Origin of the sequence: Shouchella patagoniensis (assembly GCF_002019705.1) — a bacterium.
GTDB lineage: Bacteria > Bacillota > Bacilli > Bacillales > Bacillaceae_D > Shouchella > Shouchella patagoniensis.
Genome location: NZ_KV917377.1, coordinates 2,495,367 through 2,510,877 on the forward strand (window position 1 = coordinate 2,495,367; position 15,511 = coordinate 2,510,877).

At 39.8% G+C, this 15,511-nt stretch carries 15 protein-coding genes; 5 read left to right on the plus strand and 10 right to left on the minus strand.

What is annotated here, in order from left to right; translation table 11 throughout:
• Nucleotides 1–3 precede the first annotated feature (3 nt).
• From argS to speE, 4 genes are all read right to left on the minus strand, one after another.
• Nucleotides 4–1,674 carry an arginine--tRNA ligase gene (gene argS / locus BK584_RS13230; protein ID WP_078393047.1) on the minus strand — a complete coding sequence of 557 codons (1,671 nt, stop codon included), beginning with the start codon at nucleotides 1,672–1,674 and terminating at the stop codon, nucleotides 4–6.
• A gap of 108 nt (nucleotides 1,675–1,782) precedes the next feature.
• Nucleotides 1,783–2,217 carry a YwiB family protein gene (locus BK584_RS13235; protein ID WP_078393048.1) on the minus strand — a complete coding sequence of 145 codons (435 nt, stop codon included), beginning with the start codon at nucleotides 2,215–2,217 and terminating at the stop codon, nucleotides 1,783–1,785.
• Between the two features lie 256 nt (nucleotides 2,218–2,473).
• On the minus strand, nucleotides 2,474–3,352 hold the full coding sequence (speB, locus tag BK584_RS13240; protein WP_078393049.1) for an agmatinase: 879 nt from the start codon (nucleotides 3,350–3,352) through the stop codon (nucleotides 2,474–2,476).
• Between the two features lie 11 nt (nucleotides 3,353–3,363).
• Nucleotides 3,364–4,191 (minus strand): spermidine synthase, encoded by an 828-nt coding sequence (gene speE / locus BK584_RS13245; RefSeq protein WP_078393050.1) that lies wholly within the window; start codon nucleotides 4,189–4,191, stop codon nucleotides 3,364–3,366.
• 164 nt (nucleotides 4,192–4,355) lie between these two features.
• On the opposite strand from speE, the gene BK584_RS13250 reads away from it, so the two are divergent.
• Nucleotides 4,356–6,464, plus strand: coding sequence for a transglycosylase domain-containing protein (locus BK584_RS13250; protein WP_078393051.1), 2,109 nt, complete (start codon nucleotides 4,356–4,358; stop codon nucleotides 6,462–6,464).
• Between the two features lie 46 nt (nucleotides 6,465–6,510).
• Here BK584_RS13250 and BK584_RS13255 read toward each other — a convergent pair whose 3' ends face one another.
• The 4 genes from BK584_RS13255 to BK584_RS13270 form a co-directional block, all read right to left on the minus strand.
• Entirely contained in the window at nucleotides 6,511–7,335 is an 825-nt protein-coding gene (locus BK584_RS13255; RefSeq protein WP_078393052.1) for a GNAT family N-acetyltransferase, read from the minus strand.
• 81 nt (nucleotides 7,336–7,416) lie between these two features.
• Nucleotides 7,417–8,127: an ABC transporter permease gene (locus BK584_RS13260; RefSeq protein ID WP_078393053.1), complete on the minus strand. Its 711-nt coding sequence runs from the start codon at nucleotides 8,125–8,127 to the stop codon at nucleotides 7,417–7,419.
• Nucleotides 8,124–8,975: an ABC transporter ATP-binding protein gene (locus BK584_RS13265; RefSeq protein ID WP_078393054.1), complete on the minus strand. Its 852-nt coding sequence runs from the start codon at nucleotides 8,973–8,975 to the stop codon at nucleotides 8,124–8,126. The genes BK584_RS13260 and BK584_RS13265 overlap by 4 nt, the downstream gene beginning before the upstream one ends.
• Nucleotides 8,976–9,220: 245 nt before the next feature.
• Nucleotides 9,221–10,222, minus strand: coding sequence for a LytTR family transcriptional regulator DNA-binding domain-containing protein (locus BK584_RS13270; RefSeq protein ID WP_169871260.1), 1,002 nt, complete (start codon nucleotides 10,220–10,222; stop codon nucleotides 9,221–9,223).
• Between the two features lie 161 nt (nucleotides 10,223–10,383).
• Between BK584_RS13270 and pepF the strand changes: the two genes are divergently transcribed.
• Entirely contained in the window at nucleotides 10,384–12,171 is a 1,788-nt protein-coding gene (gene pepF, locus BK584_RS13275) for an oligoendopeptidase F (protein WP_078393056.1), read from the plus strand.
• A 148-nt stretch (nucleotides 12,172–12,319) separates the two neighbouring features.
• Here the strand turns inward: pepF and BK584_RS13280 are convergent, their stop codons facing one another.
• Entirely contained in the window at nucleotides 12,320–12,862 is a 543-nt protein-coding gene (locus BK584_RS13280) for a YwhD family protein (protein WP_078395599.1), read from the minus strand.
• A 260-nt stretch (nucleotides 12,863–13,122) separates the two neighbouring features.
• Here BK584_RS13280 and BK584_RS13285 point away from each other — a divergent pair, with 260 nt between their 5' ends.
• The 3 genes from BK584_RS13285 to thmT all read left to right on the plus strand — a co-directional run bounded on the left by BK584_RS13285 (nucleotide 13,123) and on the right by thmT (nucleotide 15,180).
• Nucleotides 13,123–14,259, plus strand: a complete 1,137-nt coding sequence (locus BK584_RS13285) for a processed acidic surface protein (RefSeq protein ID WP_078393057.1) — start codon at nucleotides 13,123–13,125, stop codon at nucleotides 14,257–14,259.
• Complete coding sequence (gene srtD / locus BK584_RS13290) at nucleotides 14,260–14,925, plus strand: class D sortase, LPxTATN-specific (RefSeq protein ID WP_180320508.1); 666 nt, start codon at nucleotides 14,260–14,262, stop codon at nucleotides 14,923–14,925. It begins immediately after the preceding gene.
• A gap of 69 nt (nucleotides 14,926–14,994) precedes the next feature.
• Entirely contained in the window at nucleotides 14,995–15,180 is a 186-nt protein-coding gene (thmT, locus tag BK584_RS13295; protein WP_078393058.1) for a 2-hydroxymuconate tautomerase, read from the plus strand.
• 27 nt (nucleotides 15,181–15,207) lie between these two features.
• On the opposite strand, the gene BK584_RS13300 is transcribed toward thmT, so the two are convergent.
• Nucleotides 15,208–15,399: a hypothetical protein gene (locus BK584_RS13300; protein WP_078393059.1), complete on the minus strand. Its 192-nt coding sequence runs from the start codon at nucleotides 15,397–15,399 to the stop codon at nucleotides 15,208–15,210.
• Between the last annotated feature and the right edge of the window lie 112 nt (nucleotides 15,400–15,511).

Here is a 15,511-nt window from a genome sequence, read left to right on the forward strand (position 1 = left end):
CACTTACATCTTTTCTGGTGCGTGCACACCAATTAGTGCTAATGCATTATGAATCGTTAATTGAGTTGCTTTCATCAATGCCAAACGTGCAGTCGACAGCTCTTTATTTGTTTCATCAAGTACGCGAGTTGAATTATAAAAACTGTGCAGCGCTTGGGCTAGCTCGTACGCATAATTCGCGATTCGCTGCGGGATTTGCTTTGCAGCTGCTTCTGCAACAGCACTTGGAAAGTCTCCAATTGTTTTTAATAACTCGTACTCTTTCTCACTCGCTATAAAAGATAAATCAGTATCACTGGAATACTCTAAACCTAGTTCTTCGCCTTGACGAAGCATGCTGCATACACGTGCATGAGCATACTGAATATAATAAACGGGATTCTCATTTGATTTCGATACCGCTAAATCCATATCGAAGTCAAGGTGTGTATCTGCACTCCGCATCGCAAAGAAATAACGTGTTGCATCAACACCTACTTCTTCCATTAACTCACGAAGCGTAACGGCTTTCCCTGTTCGCTTACTCATCTTTACTTTTTCACCGCCTTGGAAAAGGCTGACCATTTGAATGATCTGAACACTAAAGCGGTCTGCATCATAACCAAGCGCCTGAATCGCTGCACGCATTCTCGGAATGTACCCATGATGGTCAGCTCCAAGAACGTCAATTAAACGATGGTGACCGCGATCAAACTTGTCGAGATGATAAGAAATGTCTGGCGTTAAGTACGTATAACTCCCATCTTGTTTAACAAGAACACGGTCTTTGTCATCTCCATATGCAGTTGAGCGTAACCACGTCGCACCGTCTTGCTTATACGTCTCGTTCTTTTCTTCAAGTACACGTAATCCTCTTTCAACTTGTCCTGACTCATACAACGATGTTTCAGAGAACCAATGATCAAACTGAACGCGGTAAGCCTCTAAATCTGTCTTGATTTTCTCTAACTCTTTTTCCAAGCCATATGTGCGTAGTGTTTCAAGTCTTTCCTCTTCTTCAAGCTTTGCATAAGCATCGCCAACTTCATCTACTAAAAGACGCGCAATCTCGATAATATCTTTTCCGTGATATCCATCTTCAGGCATCTCAAACTCTTTTCCTAGCTCCTGCATATAACGAGCTTCTAACGATAACGCCAAATTGTTAATTTGGTTTCCAGCATCGTTAATGTAGTATTCACGTGCAACTTGGTACCCAGCTTTGTTCATAATATTTGCTAGTGCGTCACCAACTGCAGCACCTCTAGCATGACCTAAATGAAGGTCGCCAGTTGGATTCGCTGATACAAACTCAATTAGCACTTTTTCCCCTTTGCCAGCAGTGCTCTTGCCGTAATCCACATCTGCATCGAGTACAGCTGGAATAATCTCACGCAAATAGGCATTGTCCAAAAAGAAGTTAATAAATCCTGGTCCAGCTACTTCAATTCGCTCAATCCCTGCTTTATTACGATCAATTGCTTCCACAAGGTTTTCAGCAATTAATTTAGGTGCTTTCTTTGCTACGCGAGCAAGTTGCATGGCCATATTTGACGCATAATCGCCATGTGTTTTCTCTTTTGGTACTTCAAGAATAACAGCTGGCATTTGATCTTCTGTTGCAAGTCCTGCCTTTAAAACAGCCGCCCGTATTTCTTGCTGCAAGTGTTCTTTTCTTTGCTCCATACTGTTCATCATCGATAACTCCTTATATCCACTCGGTATCATATTTATTTACTTAACATCTGAAAAAAAGAAAGCAAGGAATGCTTTGGCAATCCCTTGCATAAACGCATCATTTAATTATTCGCCCTTGCGCTCAATCGAGAGTCGAATCTCATGCTCTCCCGTCGACTGGCCTTGCAAATAAAACTGGTAGCGTACATACAGCTTGCCCTTATTTTTATTACCAGTCGGCAATTGGACTAGCAATGTTTCCGTTAGGGCTTTTGTTTCCCACGAAGCCTCTGGAGTTACATATCGTCCGTACGTTTCTTCTTTTGAGATAAAGCTTTGCCGCATAATAATGGTTCCTTGGCGAATGAGCATGAGCTCACGACCGTCCCACTTCATCGTAGAGAAAACATCTTGATTATGGGTATGGGCTTCTTTAAATCGCAAGTAAGATGCGTTTCCTTTCACATACAAATCACCGTCTGTAACAAATGAAAAAGAATCGGGCTGTTGTCCCTCTATAAAAGTCGTCGTTTGAAATGAAATCTGAACTTTCCGTTTCATTGTTTTTTCATCCATTCTGTGTAACGTGCATTAACCGCTTCTTTCTATTTTACTGGGTTTGTATACGCGTTGCAATGTTTGGATATTTATTTCCGTCAAATTCACATAAACGTACAGAACGGACATGACAAGAATCATACATGTTCTAACAGTAAAGGGACTCTTTCAGTTAAGAATCATTCTTCCATTCCCCATTTTTTCTAATCATATTGAATAAAAAAACGCGTATGACAGTTAACCTGCCATACGCGCCCTTTTATTTCTTATGAACCCAACCAAGCAACATTTCTCTAACAAACTTGCTTGCTGCGATAGCCGTTTGTTCTGATGGATCGTATGCCGGCGCTACTTCCACTAGATCAGCACCGATTATTTGAATATCCGCTTCACTAATTAACCTTTGAGCTTCAAGTAACTCTTTTGATGTGATTCCACCAGCCTCAGCTGTTCCTGTTCCAGGCGCATGGGCTGGATCAAGCACATCAATATCGATTGTCACATAAACCGGTCGACCAGCAAGGGTAGGTAGCACTTTTTTTAACGGTTCAGCTACATCAAATTTATGCATATGCATACCCGATTCCTTCGCATAAGCAAATTCCTCACGCATACCTGAACGAATACCAAACGAATAGACATTTTCTGGACCAATTAATCCACATGCTTTGCGAATTGGCGTTGAATGAGACAGAACTTCTCCCTCATATTCTTCACGCAAATCGGCATGTGCATCAATATGGATAATCGCCATATTTGGATGCTTTTTATACATGGCTTTAAAAATGGGCCATGATAGCAAGTGCTCTCCACCAAGTCCAAGTGGAAATTTACCATCTTCTAGTAAGGTGTCGACATACGCCTCAACCATTTCAAGACTTCGTGCCGCATTTCCAAACGGAAGAGGAATGTCACCCGCATCAAAATAAGCGACTTCTTCTAGGTGTTTGTCCGCATAAGGACTATATTCTTCTAGGCCCAAGGAAGCTTCGCGAATCCGCGCAGGACCGAAGCGTGAACCTGGACGAAAGGAAACTGTCCAATCCATAGGCATACCATAAACAACCGCATCTGCCTCTTCATATGAAGCACGGCTCATTATGAATACTTTACCTGAGTAAGATTCATCAAATCGCATGTTCGTTCCCCCTACTTCAGTAAATCTTGGACAAACTTAGGTAATACGAATGATGCATTGTGAATGTCCGGTGTGTAATACTTTGTCTCAATCTCATGAAAACGAGACTGTGGTACTTCAAGTGGATCATGCTTTTTCGAACCAATCGTAAATGTCCACATACCACTTGGGTACGTTGGAATATTACATGTATAAAGACGTGTTATAGGAAAAATTTCCTTAACATCCTTGTACACGTTCGTAATTAAATCTTGATGGAACCATGGGTTGTCAGTTTGAGCAACAAAAATGCCATCTTCTTTTAACGCTCTTGAAATTCCTTCATAAAACCCACGCTCAAATAGTTTTGCTGCTGGTCCTACTGGCTCAGTTGAATCAACCATAATCACATCATATTCATTTTCTGATTTTGCAATATGCATAAAACCATCATCCACTTGTACATCAACACGAGCATCATCAAGTGCACAAGCAATTGTTGGTAAATATTTTTTTGAGTACTCAATGACCTTGCCATCAATATCAACTAAAGTTGCTTTCTCTACAGATGGATGTTTGATCACTTCGCGAATCGCTCCACCATCTCCACCGCCAACTACAAGAACATGTTTTGGGTTTGGATGAGTAAATAAAGGAACATGCGTCACCATCTCATGATAAACAAATTCGTCTTTCTCCGTTGTCATAACCATCCCGTCTAATAACAACATATTGCCAAATTCTTCGGTCTCAACCATATCAAGCTGTTGAAAATCCGTTTTTTCAGTATGCAGAGTTCGTTTTATTTTCATTGTAATGCCAAAACGTTCTGTTTGTTTTTCTGTAAACCAAAATTCCACGTTTGTCACCTCTTTATTAATTAAGCCTCTAAGGCGCACAGCTTTCCTATGCTAAGAGCTAGTATAGCTGATGCATACGGAATTGCAACTACTGGTTTGGTTTAAAAAACGATATTCCTACCCAGACTGGTTAACAGCCTGCACAGAAAGGGGTACTCCAGCAAATGATTCCAGCCACACGAGGACAACGAAAACGATTTAAGCGGACAAAACAACTGTTTCGTTTAATCTTGATTTTCACTATTCTTGTTACGATTAGTATTATTGCCCTTCTTTCATACACGCGGATGCAAGGTCCTCCGCCCATGGACCTTGCAATCAATACTCAATTCCTCGCGGCAGATGGGTCTATTATTGGCAATGAAGAAGCAGGACAAAACCGTTTGTCTATCCCTCTTCAAGTGATGTCACCTTATCTGCCACAAGCAACGATTGCGATTGAGGATCGGAAATTTTATTCCCATTACGGCTTTGATGTTAAACGTATTGGCGGAGCGATTTTAGCGAATCTCCAAAGCGGAGAGAAATCACAAGGGGCTAGCACCATTACCCAACAGTATGCACGCAACTTATATTTATCGCATGAAAAAACGTATATAAGAAAGTGGAATGAACTCCTGTATTCCTTACGTCTTGAAATGAATTATTCCAAGGACGAGATTTTAGCAGGCTATTTAAATACAGTCTATTATGGTCACGGAGCGTATGGTGTCGAAGCAGCAGCTCAGCTCTTTTTTAATAAGTCTGCTAGTGATGTGACGTTAGCAGAAGCTGCCATGCTCGCTGGTATTCCAAAAGGACCAAGTTATTTCTCACCACTGAACGACTTAGAGCGAGCAACATCACGTCAGCATTTAATATTAGACAGCATGGTATTAACTGGCGCAATTAGTAAAGAACAAGCGGCATCTGCAAAAGAAGAAACGTTGAATTTTGAAAGCAAGACTGAATTAGAAGATGGAGACATTGCGCCGTACTTTCAAGACCATGTAAAAGCCCTGTTAAGAAAAGAAGCGAATTTAGAAGAAGAGGCGCTTGATACGAGTGGATTAACCATTCAAACAACACTTGATCCTGCCCTTCAGCAAAAAGCTGAAGAACTTGTGGATCACTATATGCCAGATAATGACTTGCAAGTTGCTTTTGTTGCCATTGATCCCCGAAACGGTGAAGTGAAGGCGCTTGTTGGAGGAAGAGATTACAATGAAAGTACCTTCAACCGCGCAACACAAGCAAAGCGGAATCCTGGTTCAACAATTAAACCTTTTCTTTATTATGCAGCCCTTGAAAACGGATTTACGCCAATGTCCACTTTTTTAAGTGAAGCCACATCGTTTACGTACGATGATGGCAAAGAAGAATACGCACCCAAGAATTACAACGATATTTACGCCAATGATTTTATTACGATGCTTGAAGCAATTGCTTATTCTGACAACATTTATGCAGTGAAGACACATTTATCAATTGGAACAAACGAGTTAGTTTCAGTCGCAGAAAACATTGGACTCGGCTCATTTGATGAACGTCCATCTCTCGCTTTAGGTGCTCAGCCCGTATCCATCATTAGTATGGCGAATGCCTATTCACCTTTAGCAAATGAAGGCAAGCAAATTGAGCCCATATTTATTCGCAGTGTAACCGACGCAAATGGGGAGACTCTTTACAGGCAGCAACACCCTATTCGTCAAGTGATGCATGCAGATACAGCGTTTGTGTTAACCGATATGATGCGAGGTGTTTTTGACCCTTCATTAAACAGCTATACTTCTGTAACAGGGGGAAGTGTCGCCAAGCAATTAACGCATCCAACCGCAGGGAAGTCAGGTTCCACGCCAAGGGACAGTTGGATGATTGGTTACACACCCCAGCTTGTTACAGCTGTATGGACTGGCTATGACAAAGACAAAGAGATCGATCAGGCAGTGGAAGGTCAAATCGCCAAACGGATTTGGGCCGATTTTATGGAAGCCGCAATGAAAGATGAGCTTAAGCTACCATTCCATCAACCACCTGGCGTTGTTATGACGGAAATCGATCCGCATACAGGTTTGCTCACCAACGAAACATGTCCTGGTGGTAGAACGACAGCCTTTTTAGAAGGAACAGCTCCACTTGAACCATGCTCTGATCCAGATGCCATTGAAGATTTACAAGAAGAACCAGAAGAAAAAGGCGACGGTTTCTTCAAACGCTTCTTTAAATGGTTCAGTATTGAAGATGGTGATCCAAACGGACCAGAAATTTTAGACGAAGATGTTGAGTATGAATAAATAGATGGACAAAAATAAGACGTTTCGCTCTTGGTAGCGAAACGTCTTATTTTTCCAATTCATAATAGGCTTGCGCTCCATCGGCAGTAAAGCCACATGTTTTATACAACGAAAGTGCTGCGTCATTATCAGTCGCCACATCAAGCCAAACCACTTTCCCATTGGTCACTTCTCGATGGACAATATCTGTTAATGCGGCACGCCCAATCCCTTTTCCACGTCGTTCCTTCGTGAGCACAAATCCGTAAATCCAGCTTTCTTTTTTCTGACGATCAACACGTAATTTCCCTACCGTTTGGCCATCTTCTTCAATGATATAATTGCCCTCGGCTCCACCGTTTTTGTATAACGATTTCACTTCGTTTGCTGTTAGTCCAAAGCCTTCTTTATCAAGTTGATAAAGTTTCTCTTTATCATTTGCTACTGCAGGTCGAATGCGTACGCCCTCTTTCGTGAATGGTATCGGGACTTCCTTACATACAAGCTGATGCTCCGTAAATGCATAGGCTGCACCAATCGCTTTGCAGTATGTTATGCCTGTTTTTGATAAGACCGGGCTATTTATTAGAAAGCGTTCTGTTCGCTTTAACCAATCAGAGGATGCTTGCTCAAGCAACATCGTCGCAATCCCACGTCTTCTTTCGTCAGGATCCACCATTCCACAACACTCAATTTTATTCCCAAATTGATAGATTGCTAGGAAACCTAGCAAATCCCCTTGAGCATTGTAATGAAAATAATCTTCCGTTCCCGATTCAGAGCGGGATTCACTCGCTAACATATCCCAATTCAGTTTTAATTTAATACGATCTGCGTGCTCAACCTTTTGCTGAAGCGCATGAATCGCTTTTCGTTGCTCGGATGTAAGCATGTCTCTCACCGCCTTTTTTTCAGTATAGCATAGAAAGCGGCTGTTATTTTCTTAATTTTTTGTACACGATATGAACGTCCCTTACTTATCCATTGCATTTCGTTTATAAGCAATATACACAGCTATTACACTTACGACCATCCATATACCAATGACAAGCCAATCCATTCCAAGGGTAGATGAACCTTCACCAGATTGAATTCCATTAATAATGTCGATAAAACGAGAAGTCATTAAAAGATCCGATACACTCATTAATAATGCATTATCAAAGGCAGGAACCATTAGCGGAAGCATACATATCGCTAAGATAATAAGGACAGCCCAGACAGATGTTTCTGCGACCGTTCTCGCTAATAATCCTATAAACGTACCTAGTAGTAAAAACGTTATCACTAGTGGGACAGATAAAAGGGTAAATAAACCAAAGTCACTCATTTCAGTTCCGTATATAGCCATGACAATGAAATTAATGACTAAAACAAGTAAGAATAACAGAACAGCCTTCCCTATCAACACTTCATACATTTTAGCCGGTGATAGCATAAGCATGCGTAACGTTTGTTTTTCTTTTTCTTCCGCGATCATTAAAGCTTGAGATGTTGCTCCAGCCATACCTAGTGTTAATATTAAGACAAAAGGCAACATCGAAGTTGATCCACTTTCTAATGAACTGTATAAAAAGGCAAATCCAATTGGCATAATTGCCGGAAACCACACTTGTGAATTTCTACTAGCGTCTTTAAAGTCTTTTGCAAAGATTGCTAAAATTCGTTTCATCGCTCCATTCATGTTAATGCACCTCCTGTAAGTTTAATGAAAATATCCCCGAGGGTTGGTTCGTTTGAATGAATGGTAAGTACCTGTTTGTTTTGAATAAGCTCTGCAAGTACTTTAGAACCTTCTTCATTTTGTTCAATTTCTAATGTCTCTACCTCTGTTTCCACAACAATTCGTTTGTCACTATGTTCAATCCGCAAATTTTTTGGTGTATCAACTGTAATTAAACTACCTTTATCAAGAAAGGCCACTCGATCACAAAGCGACTCCGCTTCCGCCATATTGTGCGTCGTTAAAAAAATGGTTGTTCCACTCTCATTTAATTTCTTTAAAGCTTTATGCACATGTCCTGTCGTTGATGGATCAAGAGCCGATGTTGGTTCATCTAAAAACAACAAGCTCGGCTTATGAAGCAATGTTCGCGCAAGAGTGACCCTTTGCTTCATCCCTTTTGAGAGCTTCTTAATGATCGTTTTTTCTTCACCAGTTAATTGAACATCTTCAAGAACCGCTGCAATTCTCTCTTTCTCTGTCTCAACCCCATATAATTTACTAAATAGGCTTAGATTATCATACACACTCAAGCGCTCATACAATGCACTATTATCAGTTAATATTCCTACCTTTTGCATAATCTCTGACTTCGCACCTTTTTTTACATTATATCCTAGCACTTCGGTTGTCCCCGATGATGCACTAAGCTGTCCCGTAAGCACCTTCACCATAGTTGTTTTTCCTGAACCACTCGGTCCAAGTAAACCAAAGATTTCACCTTTTTTAATAGAAAGATTGATGTCGTCTAATGCAACCTTGTTTCCAAAAGCCTTTTTCACTCGATCTAATGTTAATACGTTCTCCATCTGTTCTCCCCGCCCTCTGCTTGAATTACTCCAAGTGTATAGCGAGATTTTAAAAACCGCATTTGTTTCTCCTTAAACAGCCGTAAAAAGAAGTTAAGTCACCCTAATCGTACTTTAAATGGCTCCAACTAACTCAACAGACGTAAAAACTGACTGTATTAGGCTTTTATTCTGGTCTAATAAACCGTGAATGCCACCTATTTCACGTTGAATAGCATCAATTGCTCGCTATATGGCGTCTTTTATCAAACACCAAGTGTCTCTTTTAACTGTCCATACTTCCCTTTTGATAGAGGGACGTTGCTCTTTTTCTGGTCGTCTAAAACAAGACTATAACTGTCCCTGGTCCATGTAATAATTTCTCTTACGCGCTGCAAATTTACTATGTAGGAGCGATGACAGCGATAAAAACCAACTGGTGTTAACCGTTTTTCCAACTGTGCCAACGTTAATGTACATTCAAAACTTTCCTTATTAACATGTAAATGACTTACGCCATCCTTACTTTCTATGTAATGAATTTCAGTTGGATCAAATAAAATTAATTTATCAGCCATTTTGGCTGGTATCTTCTCTAAGCGATTAGGCACTTGTATTTGTCTTTTATCAGACTCTCCATCATCGCTTTCCATTTCCTTAAACTCGGTTTCCGATAACTTATATACACTGGAACTAGTTAAAAGCGACTCTTCTAATGAACTTGAGAAGATTAAGACTGCCTTATTCGCTTCTTTTAATCGAGCAATCATCTGGCGAAATAAAAAGGACGTCTCTAAATCAATTTGTAAATCTGGATACTCAAATAGATAGAAATCAACATCCTGCATGAGGCAACGCGCAAACTGGACACGCTTCTTCTCAGAAGTTGTCAGTTTTTTTATCACATGTCCTTGTTTTTCAATTAAAGCCAATTCATTTAAAACGCTGTCCATTGAAATGGACGACGGAAAGAGCCTTTTCCAAAATAATAAGTATTCTTTTATCGTCAACCGTTCATAGCCGACATGTTCTTGCCTAAATAGCGCCATTTCTGTCAGCCTACTTTTTGTCATTGGCTTTCCCTTTAAGAAAAACGCTCCACTCGAATGGGTTCCTTTCCCCATTAGTAAATCAATTATTTTTCGACCGGTTTCATATGGCGCTTGTATACTGGTGACTGTTCCACTATTAATCGTTAAATCTATTTCTGCAAAGGCGTTTGTATCCCCTTCTCTCTTACTAAATCTTTTTAAACGAACAATTTCCACAAACATTCACTCCTTCCTGCAATTCTCATTTTATCAAACCCTTTGCCTTGCATGATCGTTTTTCTGTAAAGTTCGATCAATATGCAGATTTAAACATAATTTACCGCTTGCGTGCTAAACTAGAACGAATAAGGAAATTTACTTTCGTTAGGAGTGTTTGAATGAGTACATACAAATCACGCAGTGAAGTGCCTGATCATGAAAAATGGGATTTAACCGATCTATACGCGAACGAACAAGCATGGCAAAAAGATATGGATGAGAGCTACTCACTTGCTGATAAATTGATTCAGTACGATGGTGCGATTAATGACGGTTCAAGCTTACTTGCCTTTTTAAAAACACAAGAAGAGCTTTCCTTTATTTTACGAAAAGCATTTGCTTATACAATGTTTTTAACTGATATTGATACGCGCGATTCTCATGCGCAAAAATTAAGCGCTAAAACAACACAATTAGGCGTAAAAGTGAGTGAGTCAACTGCATTTTTTATGCCGTTTTTGCTTAGTTTGGACGAAGAAACATTACGTGATTTTATTTCCCAGGAAAAGGAACTTGAATATTTCGAAGACGAATTATGGAAGTCGTTCCGTTTTAAAGATCATGTATTAACAAAAGAAAAAGAAGAACTTCTGTCACAACTCGGTGAGTCGTTTCAAGGACCAAGCGATACATTTAATATGTTAAATAACGCAGACATACAGTTTGGTTACATCACCAATGAAGATGGTGAACAAGTGCAGCTAACGCGCGGGATGTATTCTAAACTTATTGAAGACGAAAACCGTGATAAACGTAAAGAGGCTTATAAAGCATATTACAAACCGTATGTAGAGTTAAATAACACAATCGCAACAACGCTTTCTGCCGAGGTAAAAACGAACGCGACTCTCGCGAAAGTACGTAATTATGAATCGGCATTGCAAAAAGCCCTATTCGCTGACAATATTGAACAAACGGTTTACGACCAGCTTATTCAATCAGCAAAAACCAACATCGAGCCTCTACATGATTACGCACGTTTGCGCAAAGATAAATTAAACGTAGAAGAGTTGAGACAATACGACTTGAACGCACCCATTGTCCCAGGTGTTAAAGCAGAAATTCCGTATGAAGAAGCATATGAAACCATGCTTGAAGCACTTCAGCCACTCGGGAATGATTATATTGAGCTTTTAAAAGAATTTAAAGAAAAACGTTATATCGATGTCCGTGAAACACCTGCAAAACGTTCAGGTGCATATAATATGGGCGTTTATGGTGTACATCCATTTGTCCTGTTAAATCACCACGATGACTTAAATAGTTTATTTACACTTGTTCATGAAATGGGCCACGCTCTTCATAGTCATTACTCAAGCAAACACCAGCCACAAATTACAGCTAGCTACCGTATTTTTGTTGCTGAAGTTGCTTCTACTGTGAATGAAGTCTTACTCATTAACCATATGCTTGATAAAACAGAAGACAAAAAAATGCGCGCATATCTTCTAAACCACTTTATCGAACAATTTCGTGGCACGTTCTTCACTCAAGTCATGTTTGCCGACTTTGAAAAACAGACGCACGAAAGAGCTGAAGCTGGCGAACCACTTGATGCAGAAAGTTTAAATGAATTATACGAAGAACTATTCCGGACATACAACGGTCCTGATATTGTCTTTGACGACGAAGTAAAATATGGCTGGTCTCGCATCCCTCACTTTTATCGAGCATTTTATGTATATCAGTATGCTACAGGCTTTGCATCAGCCATTCAAATTGCGACAGACATTCTCGCTGGTAAAGAAGGTTCTCTAGAATCGTATAAAACGTTTTTACAAAGTGGAAGTTCCGACGACCCACTAGAACTACTTAAAGCAGCTGGCGTTGATTTAACAACACCCGAACCCGTTGAAGCAGCCATGAAAAAATTCTCTGAGCTTGTTGCGGAATTAAAGCAATTATAAGTCCGCGTTCAACACATTCTATACGCAAAAAAACAGCCGAGGGATACATTTCCCCGGCTGCTTTTTTGTCCTAGTACTTCTTTTAGATTAATGGAACAAACAAGAAAGAACAAGGCTCGCTCGTCTTAATTCACAGTTTGTTCAAATTTCATTTCGCATCTAACGCATCATGGAGTTCTGCTTCTGAATGAGCATACATTTCTTCATTATGGTTTTTCAAAAAGTCTTTAAGTACTTGCCTTGATGAAAAATCCATCTGATTTACAAATATTTTCCCTTTTATCGACTTATCCATGTTATTAACATGCTCCGGCATGCTTTTATAGCCACGTTTTGCTTGTTTGTTCACTGTCATATAACAACCAGCGACACCACTGTAATAAGGCTTCTTCTCTTTTGTTCCGATTGTAATCCAAACAAGCCAATAACGCTTCATTCCCTCTGTTGGCACTTCATCTTCATTTGGAAGAAACTTTACCCGTTTCTCAACTTGCGCTCTTGCGTGTAAAGCACCCATATCAACAAATGCCTCTGCTTCATCAATCTCGATAAACACAGGTGTCACATGATCTAAATTAATCGTTCCAGCTCCGTATCCCCCATGTCCATCATTGGAATCATTGCTTAGAATCGTAAAATTCGACGATTTTTTCTTAGCTTTCTTCAAGTTATCATTATTGAGCAAATCCACGATCATCCGCCCTCTCTTTAATACTTATTCTTTTGGATAAGTGTATCATAATCAACACTTTGATTCAGCATCAGCATCTTAAACTAAGACACAATTACGTTAAAACGTGTAATATAGAGCATTTAGTCGAAATTCGGCGTATTCAAACTATATTATAAATTTTTTATAAAATATCAATTATTTTACTGACAAATCGCTTTATTTAGGTATATAATTCATTTGCACTTAAAAATCTGACAATTGAATACGGGAGGAACACAATGAAAAAGTCATTTGTTTTAATTTTATTAACACTTGTCTTTATCCTTTCTAATCCGCTAACAAGCCTTGCACACGGATTTGATGACGCTGAATTTGACGCTTACTTAGAGGAAGTAGGAGTAAGTGAAAAAGATTTAGCCGAACATCTTATGTACTGGTGGGATGGCACAACTTTTTATCAATTTGAAAATGTGGACGAGCTGGCTGACTTTTTAGGGCCTCGTTTAACAGCTGAGTCTATAAATGAAATCCTTGATGAATTATCAACAGACTATGGCTATGACCGCGAAGAACTTGACTTCATCTTAGAAGAATATATTGGGATGCCTTATAGCGACTTTTTGTTCTACAATACATTTTACGTCATTGTGGATGTCTTCCTTACTATAATAGAAGAGGATTGGGGTCCTTACTTCCCTGATTTTGAAGGTTTCCTTAAAGAATTCTCGTTAAGTTATGAAGAGGAATGGGCTCTCTATGAACATTTTTGGTACATTAGTGAAACAAATCCTCAACTTTCCAATGAGCTTGAAGACCTTAAACAACGTAGTTATGCATTTGAAGGGTTTGAATCCATCCGTGAACTTAGTGCAGCTGATGTAGCAGAATTGTTCTCTATTGGAGAAAAAGCAATTGATGTTCTTGACCTACACCCAAAATATTTCCTTGATCGTGTTGGCGAAGACAAAAAACCAATTGATTACAAAACGTTAATTAGTGGCGATGCGATTAAAGGGTATGACCTTCTGATCGAACTTTATGACGCAGATGGGTACTTCTTAGCGGATTTCTATATTACAGCGGAAATGTTCAACTCACACTTTGTTAAAAAAGTCGTTGAAGATGTAACAGAGATCGGAAAAGTCGTTACCAAAAAACCTGAAAAACCAGCACCTGAGACGTTACTTCCAAACAAAGATAAAGTTGAAACACCAACTCATAAAGAGGAAAACAAATTAGAAAGCACTACTGATGCCGAGCGTGATGCAAACGGCAAAGTAACTAAAACAGCAGCTGGGGCAAAAATGCCTAATACAGCCACCAATTATCCGCTTTATATTTTGCTTGGATTTGGTTTAATGGTTAGTGGGATCATCCTTTCCCGTCGTGTCTTTCGTGAAAAGAAGGTCGCATAAGTGGCGTGGTTTAAAAAACAAAGTCGAAAAAAAGTCGTCTTACTCGTACTTGCCTTCTCGCTTTTAGGGGGAGGCATTTGGCTTACTTCAACAACCGGTTTTAAACTACTTTATGGGTACTTCCTTTACAAAACAACACCAGTTGAAGCTACTGCGGTCACATCTATTCCAACAAAAGAGGAAACAGAAGAGACCCCTGCTTACAAAATGGATGTTTCTGATTGGCAGCCAACGGTCGGTGAGGATATGGGGACTCTTACAATTCCAAAGTTAAACGCGACCATTCCAATTATTCATGGAACGGGTGAGGATGAGCTTGATAAAGGTGTTGGTCACTTTGCTGATAGCGTCCTTCCTGGCGAAGCTGATAACTCCGTTTTATCTGGTCATCGCGATACCGTCTTCCGGAAGCTTGGTGAAGTTGGAGAAGGTGATGAACTCGTTGTTGAAACAAAAAGTGGCAGTTATACGTACAAAATTCACACCGTCAGGATTGTTGATGCAGATGATCGAACCGTCATTGTTCCAACGGACGATGCCCAATTAACTGTAACGACTTGTTATCCCTTTGATTTTATTGGTGATGCGCCAGACCGTTATGTTCTTGTTGGCGATTTAATTGAAGCGGATGTGTTTGATACTCTGATGGTTTATAACGAACTTTAGTTTAGCATCAATCATTCCCCCCTTTCTTCTGGTATAATAGAGATACCTAAAGAAGAAAGGGGCTTTTTTATGCCTATCGTTCATATTCAAATCCTTGAAGGTCGAACAACTGAACAAAAACGTGCTTTAGTAGAGCGCGTTACAACAGCTGTATCAGAGACCATCAATTCACCAGCGGAACGCGTTTCTGTCGTCATTGATGAAATGAAAACAGAAAACTTTGCTGTTGGAGGCGTCTTGCAAAGCGATAAATAAATATAAACAAAAAAAGACGGTCTGTGTTTATGACAGACCGTCTTTTTTATGTGCATGGACCCGATGATGTTTACGGTGCAACAACCAAGAAATAAGAAACCAATTTATACAAACAGCTGCAATTGCAGCTAAGCCAAGAAACGGCGAATACAGCATTAATATTAGAAGCAACGGGATGCCAGTAGCAAATAACAGCAAAATCAATGCGAAGCTGACCACGGATGGTCCCACCCTTCTCTTTTACGGTGAATTTATCTTAGTATTAAGATACTGTTAGTTTACCTAAAACGATCGACCATAACTACAAAAAGGCTGTCAAACAAGATGTAAT

Bases quoted from the DNA above. Each gene is read 5' to 3' on its own strand.
- argS (WP_078393047.1), bottom strand. From the start codon at position 1,674: ATGAACAGTATGGAGCAAAGAAAAGAACACTTGCAGCAAGAAATACGG.
- BK584_RS13235 (WP_078393048.1), bottom strand. From the start codon at position 2,217: ATGAAACGGAAAGTTCAGATTTCATTTCAAACGACGACTTTTATAGAG.
- speB (WP_078393049.1), bottom strand. From the start codon at position 3,352: ATGCGATTTGATGAATCTTACTCAGGTAAAGTATTCATAATGAGCCGT.
- BK584_RS13250 (WP_078393051.1), top strand. From the start codon at position 4,356: ATGATTCCAGCCACACGAGGACAACGAAAACGATTTAAGCGGACAAAA.
- BK584_RS13255 (WP_078393052.1), bottom strand. From the start codon at position 7,335: ATGCTTACATCCGAGCAACGAAAAGCGATTCATGCGCTTCAGCAAAAG.
- BK584_RS13260 (WP_078393053.1), bottom strand. From the start codon at position 8,127: ATGAATGGAGCGATGAAACGAATTTTAGCAATCTTTGCAAAAGACTTT.
- BK584_RS13265 (WP_078393054.1), bottom strand. From the start codon at position 8,975: ATGGAGAACGTATTAACATTAGATCGAGTGAAAAAGGCTTTTGGAAAC.
- pepF (WP_078393056.1), top strand. From the start codon at position 10,384: ATGAGTACATACAAATCACGCAGTGAAGTGCCTGATCATGAAAAATGG.
- BK584_RS13285 (WP_078393057.1), top strand. From the start codon at position 13,123: ATGAAAAAGTCATTTGTTTTAATTTTATTAACACTTGTCTTTATCCTT.
- thmT (WP_078393058.1), top strand. From the start codon at position 14,995: ATGCCTATCGTTCATATTCAAATCCTTGAAGGTCGAACAACTGAACAA.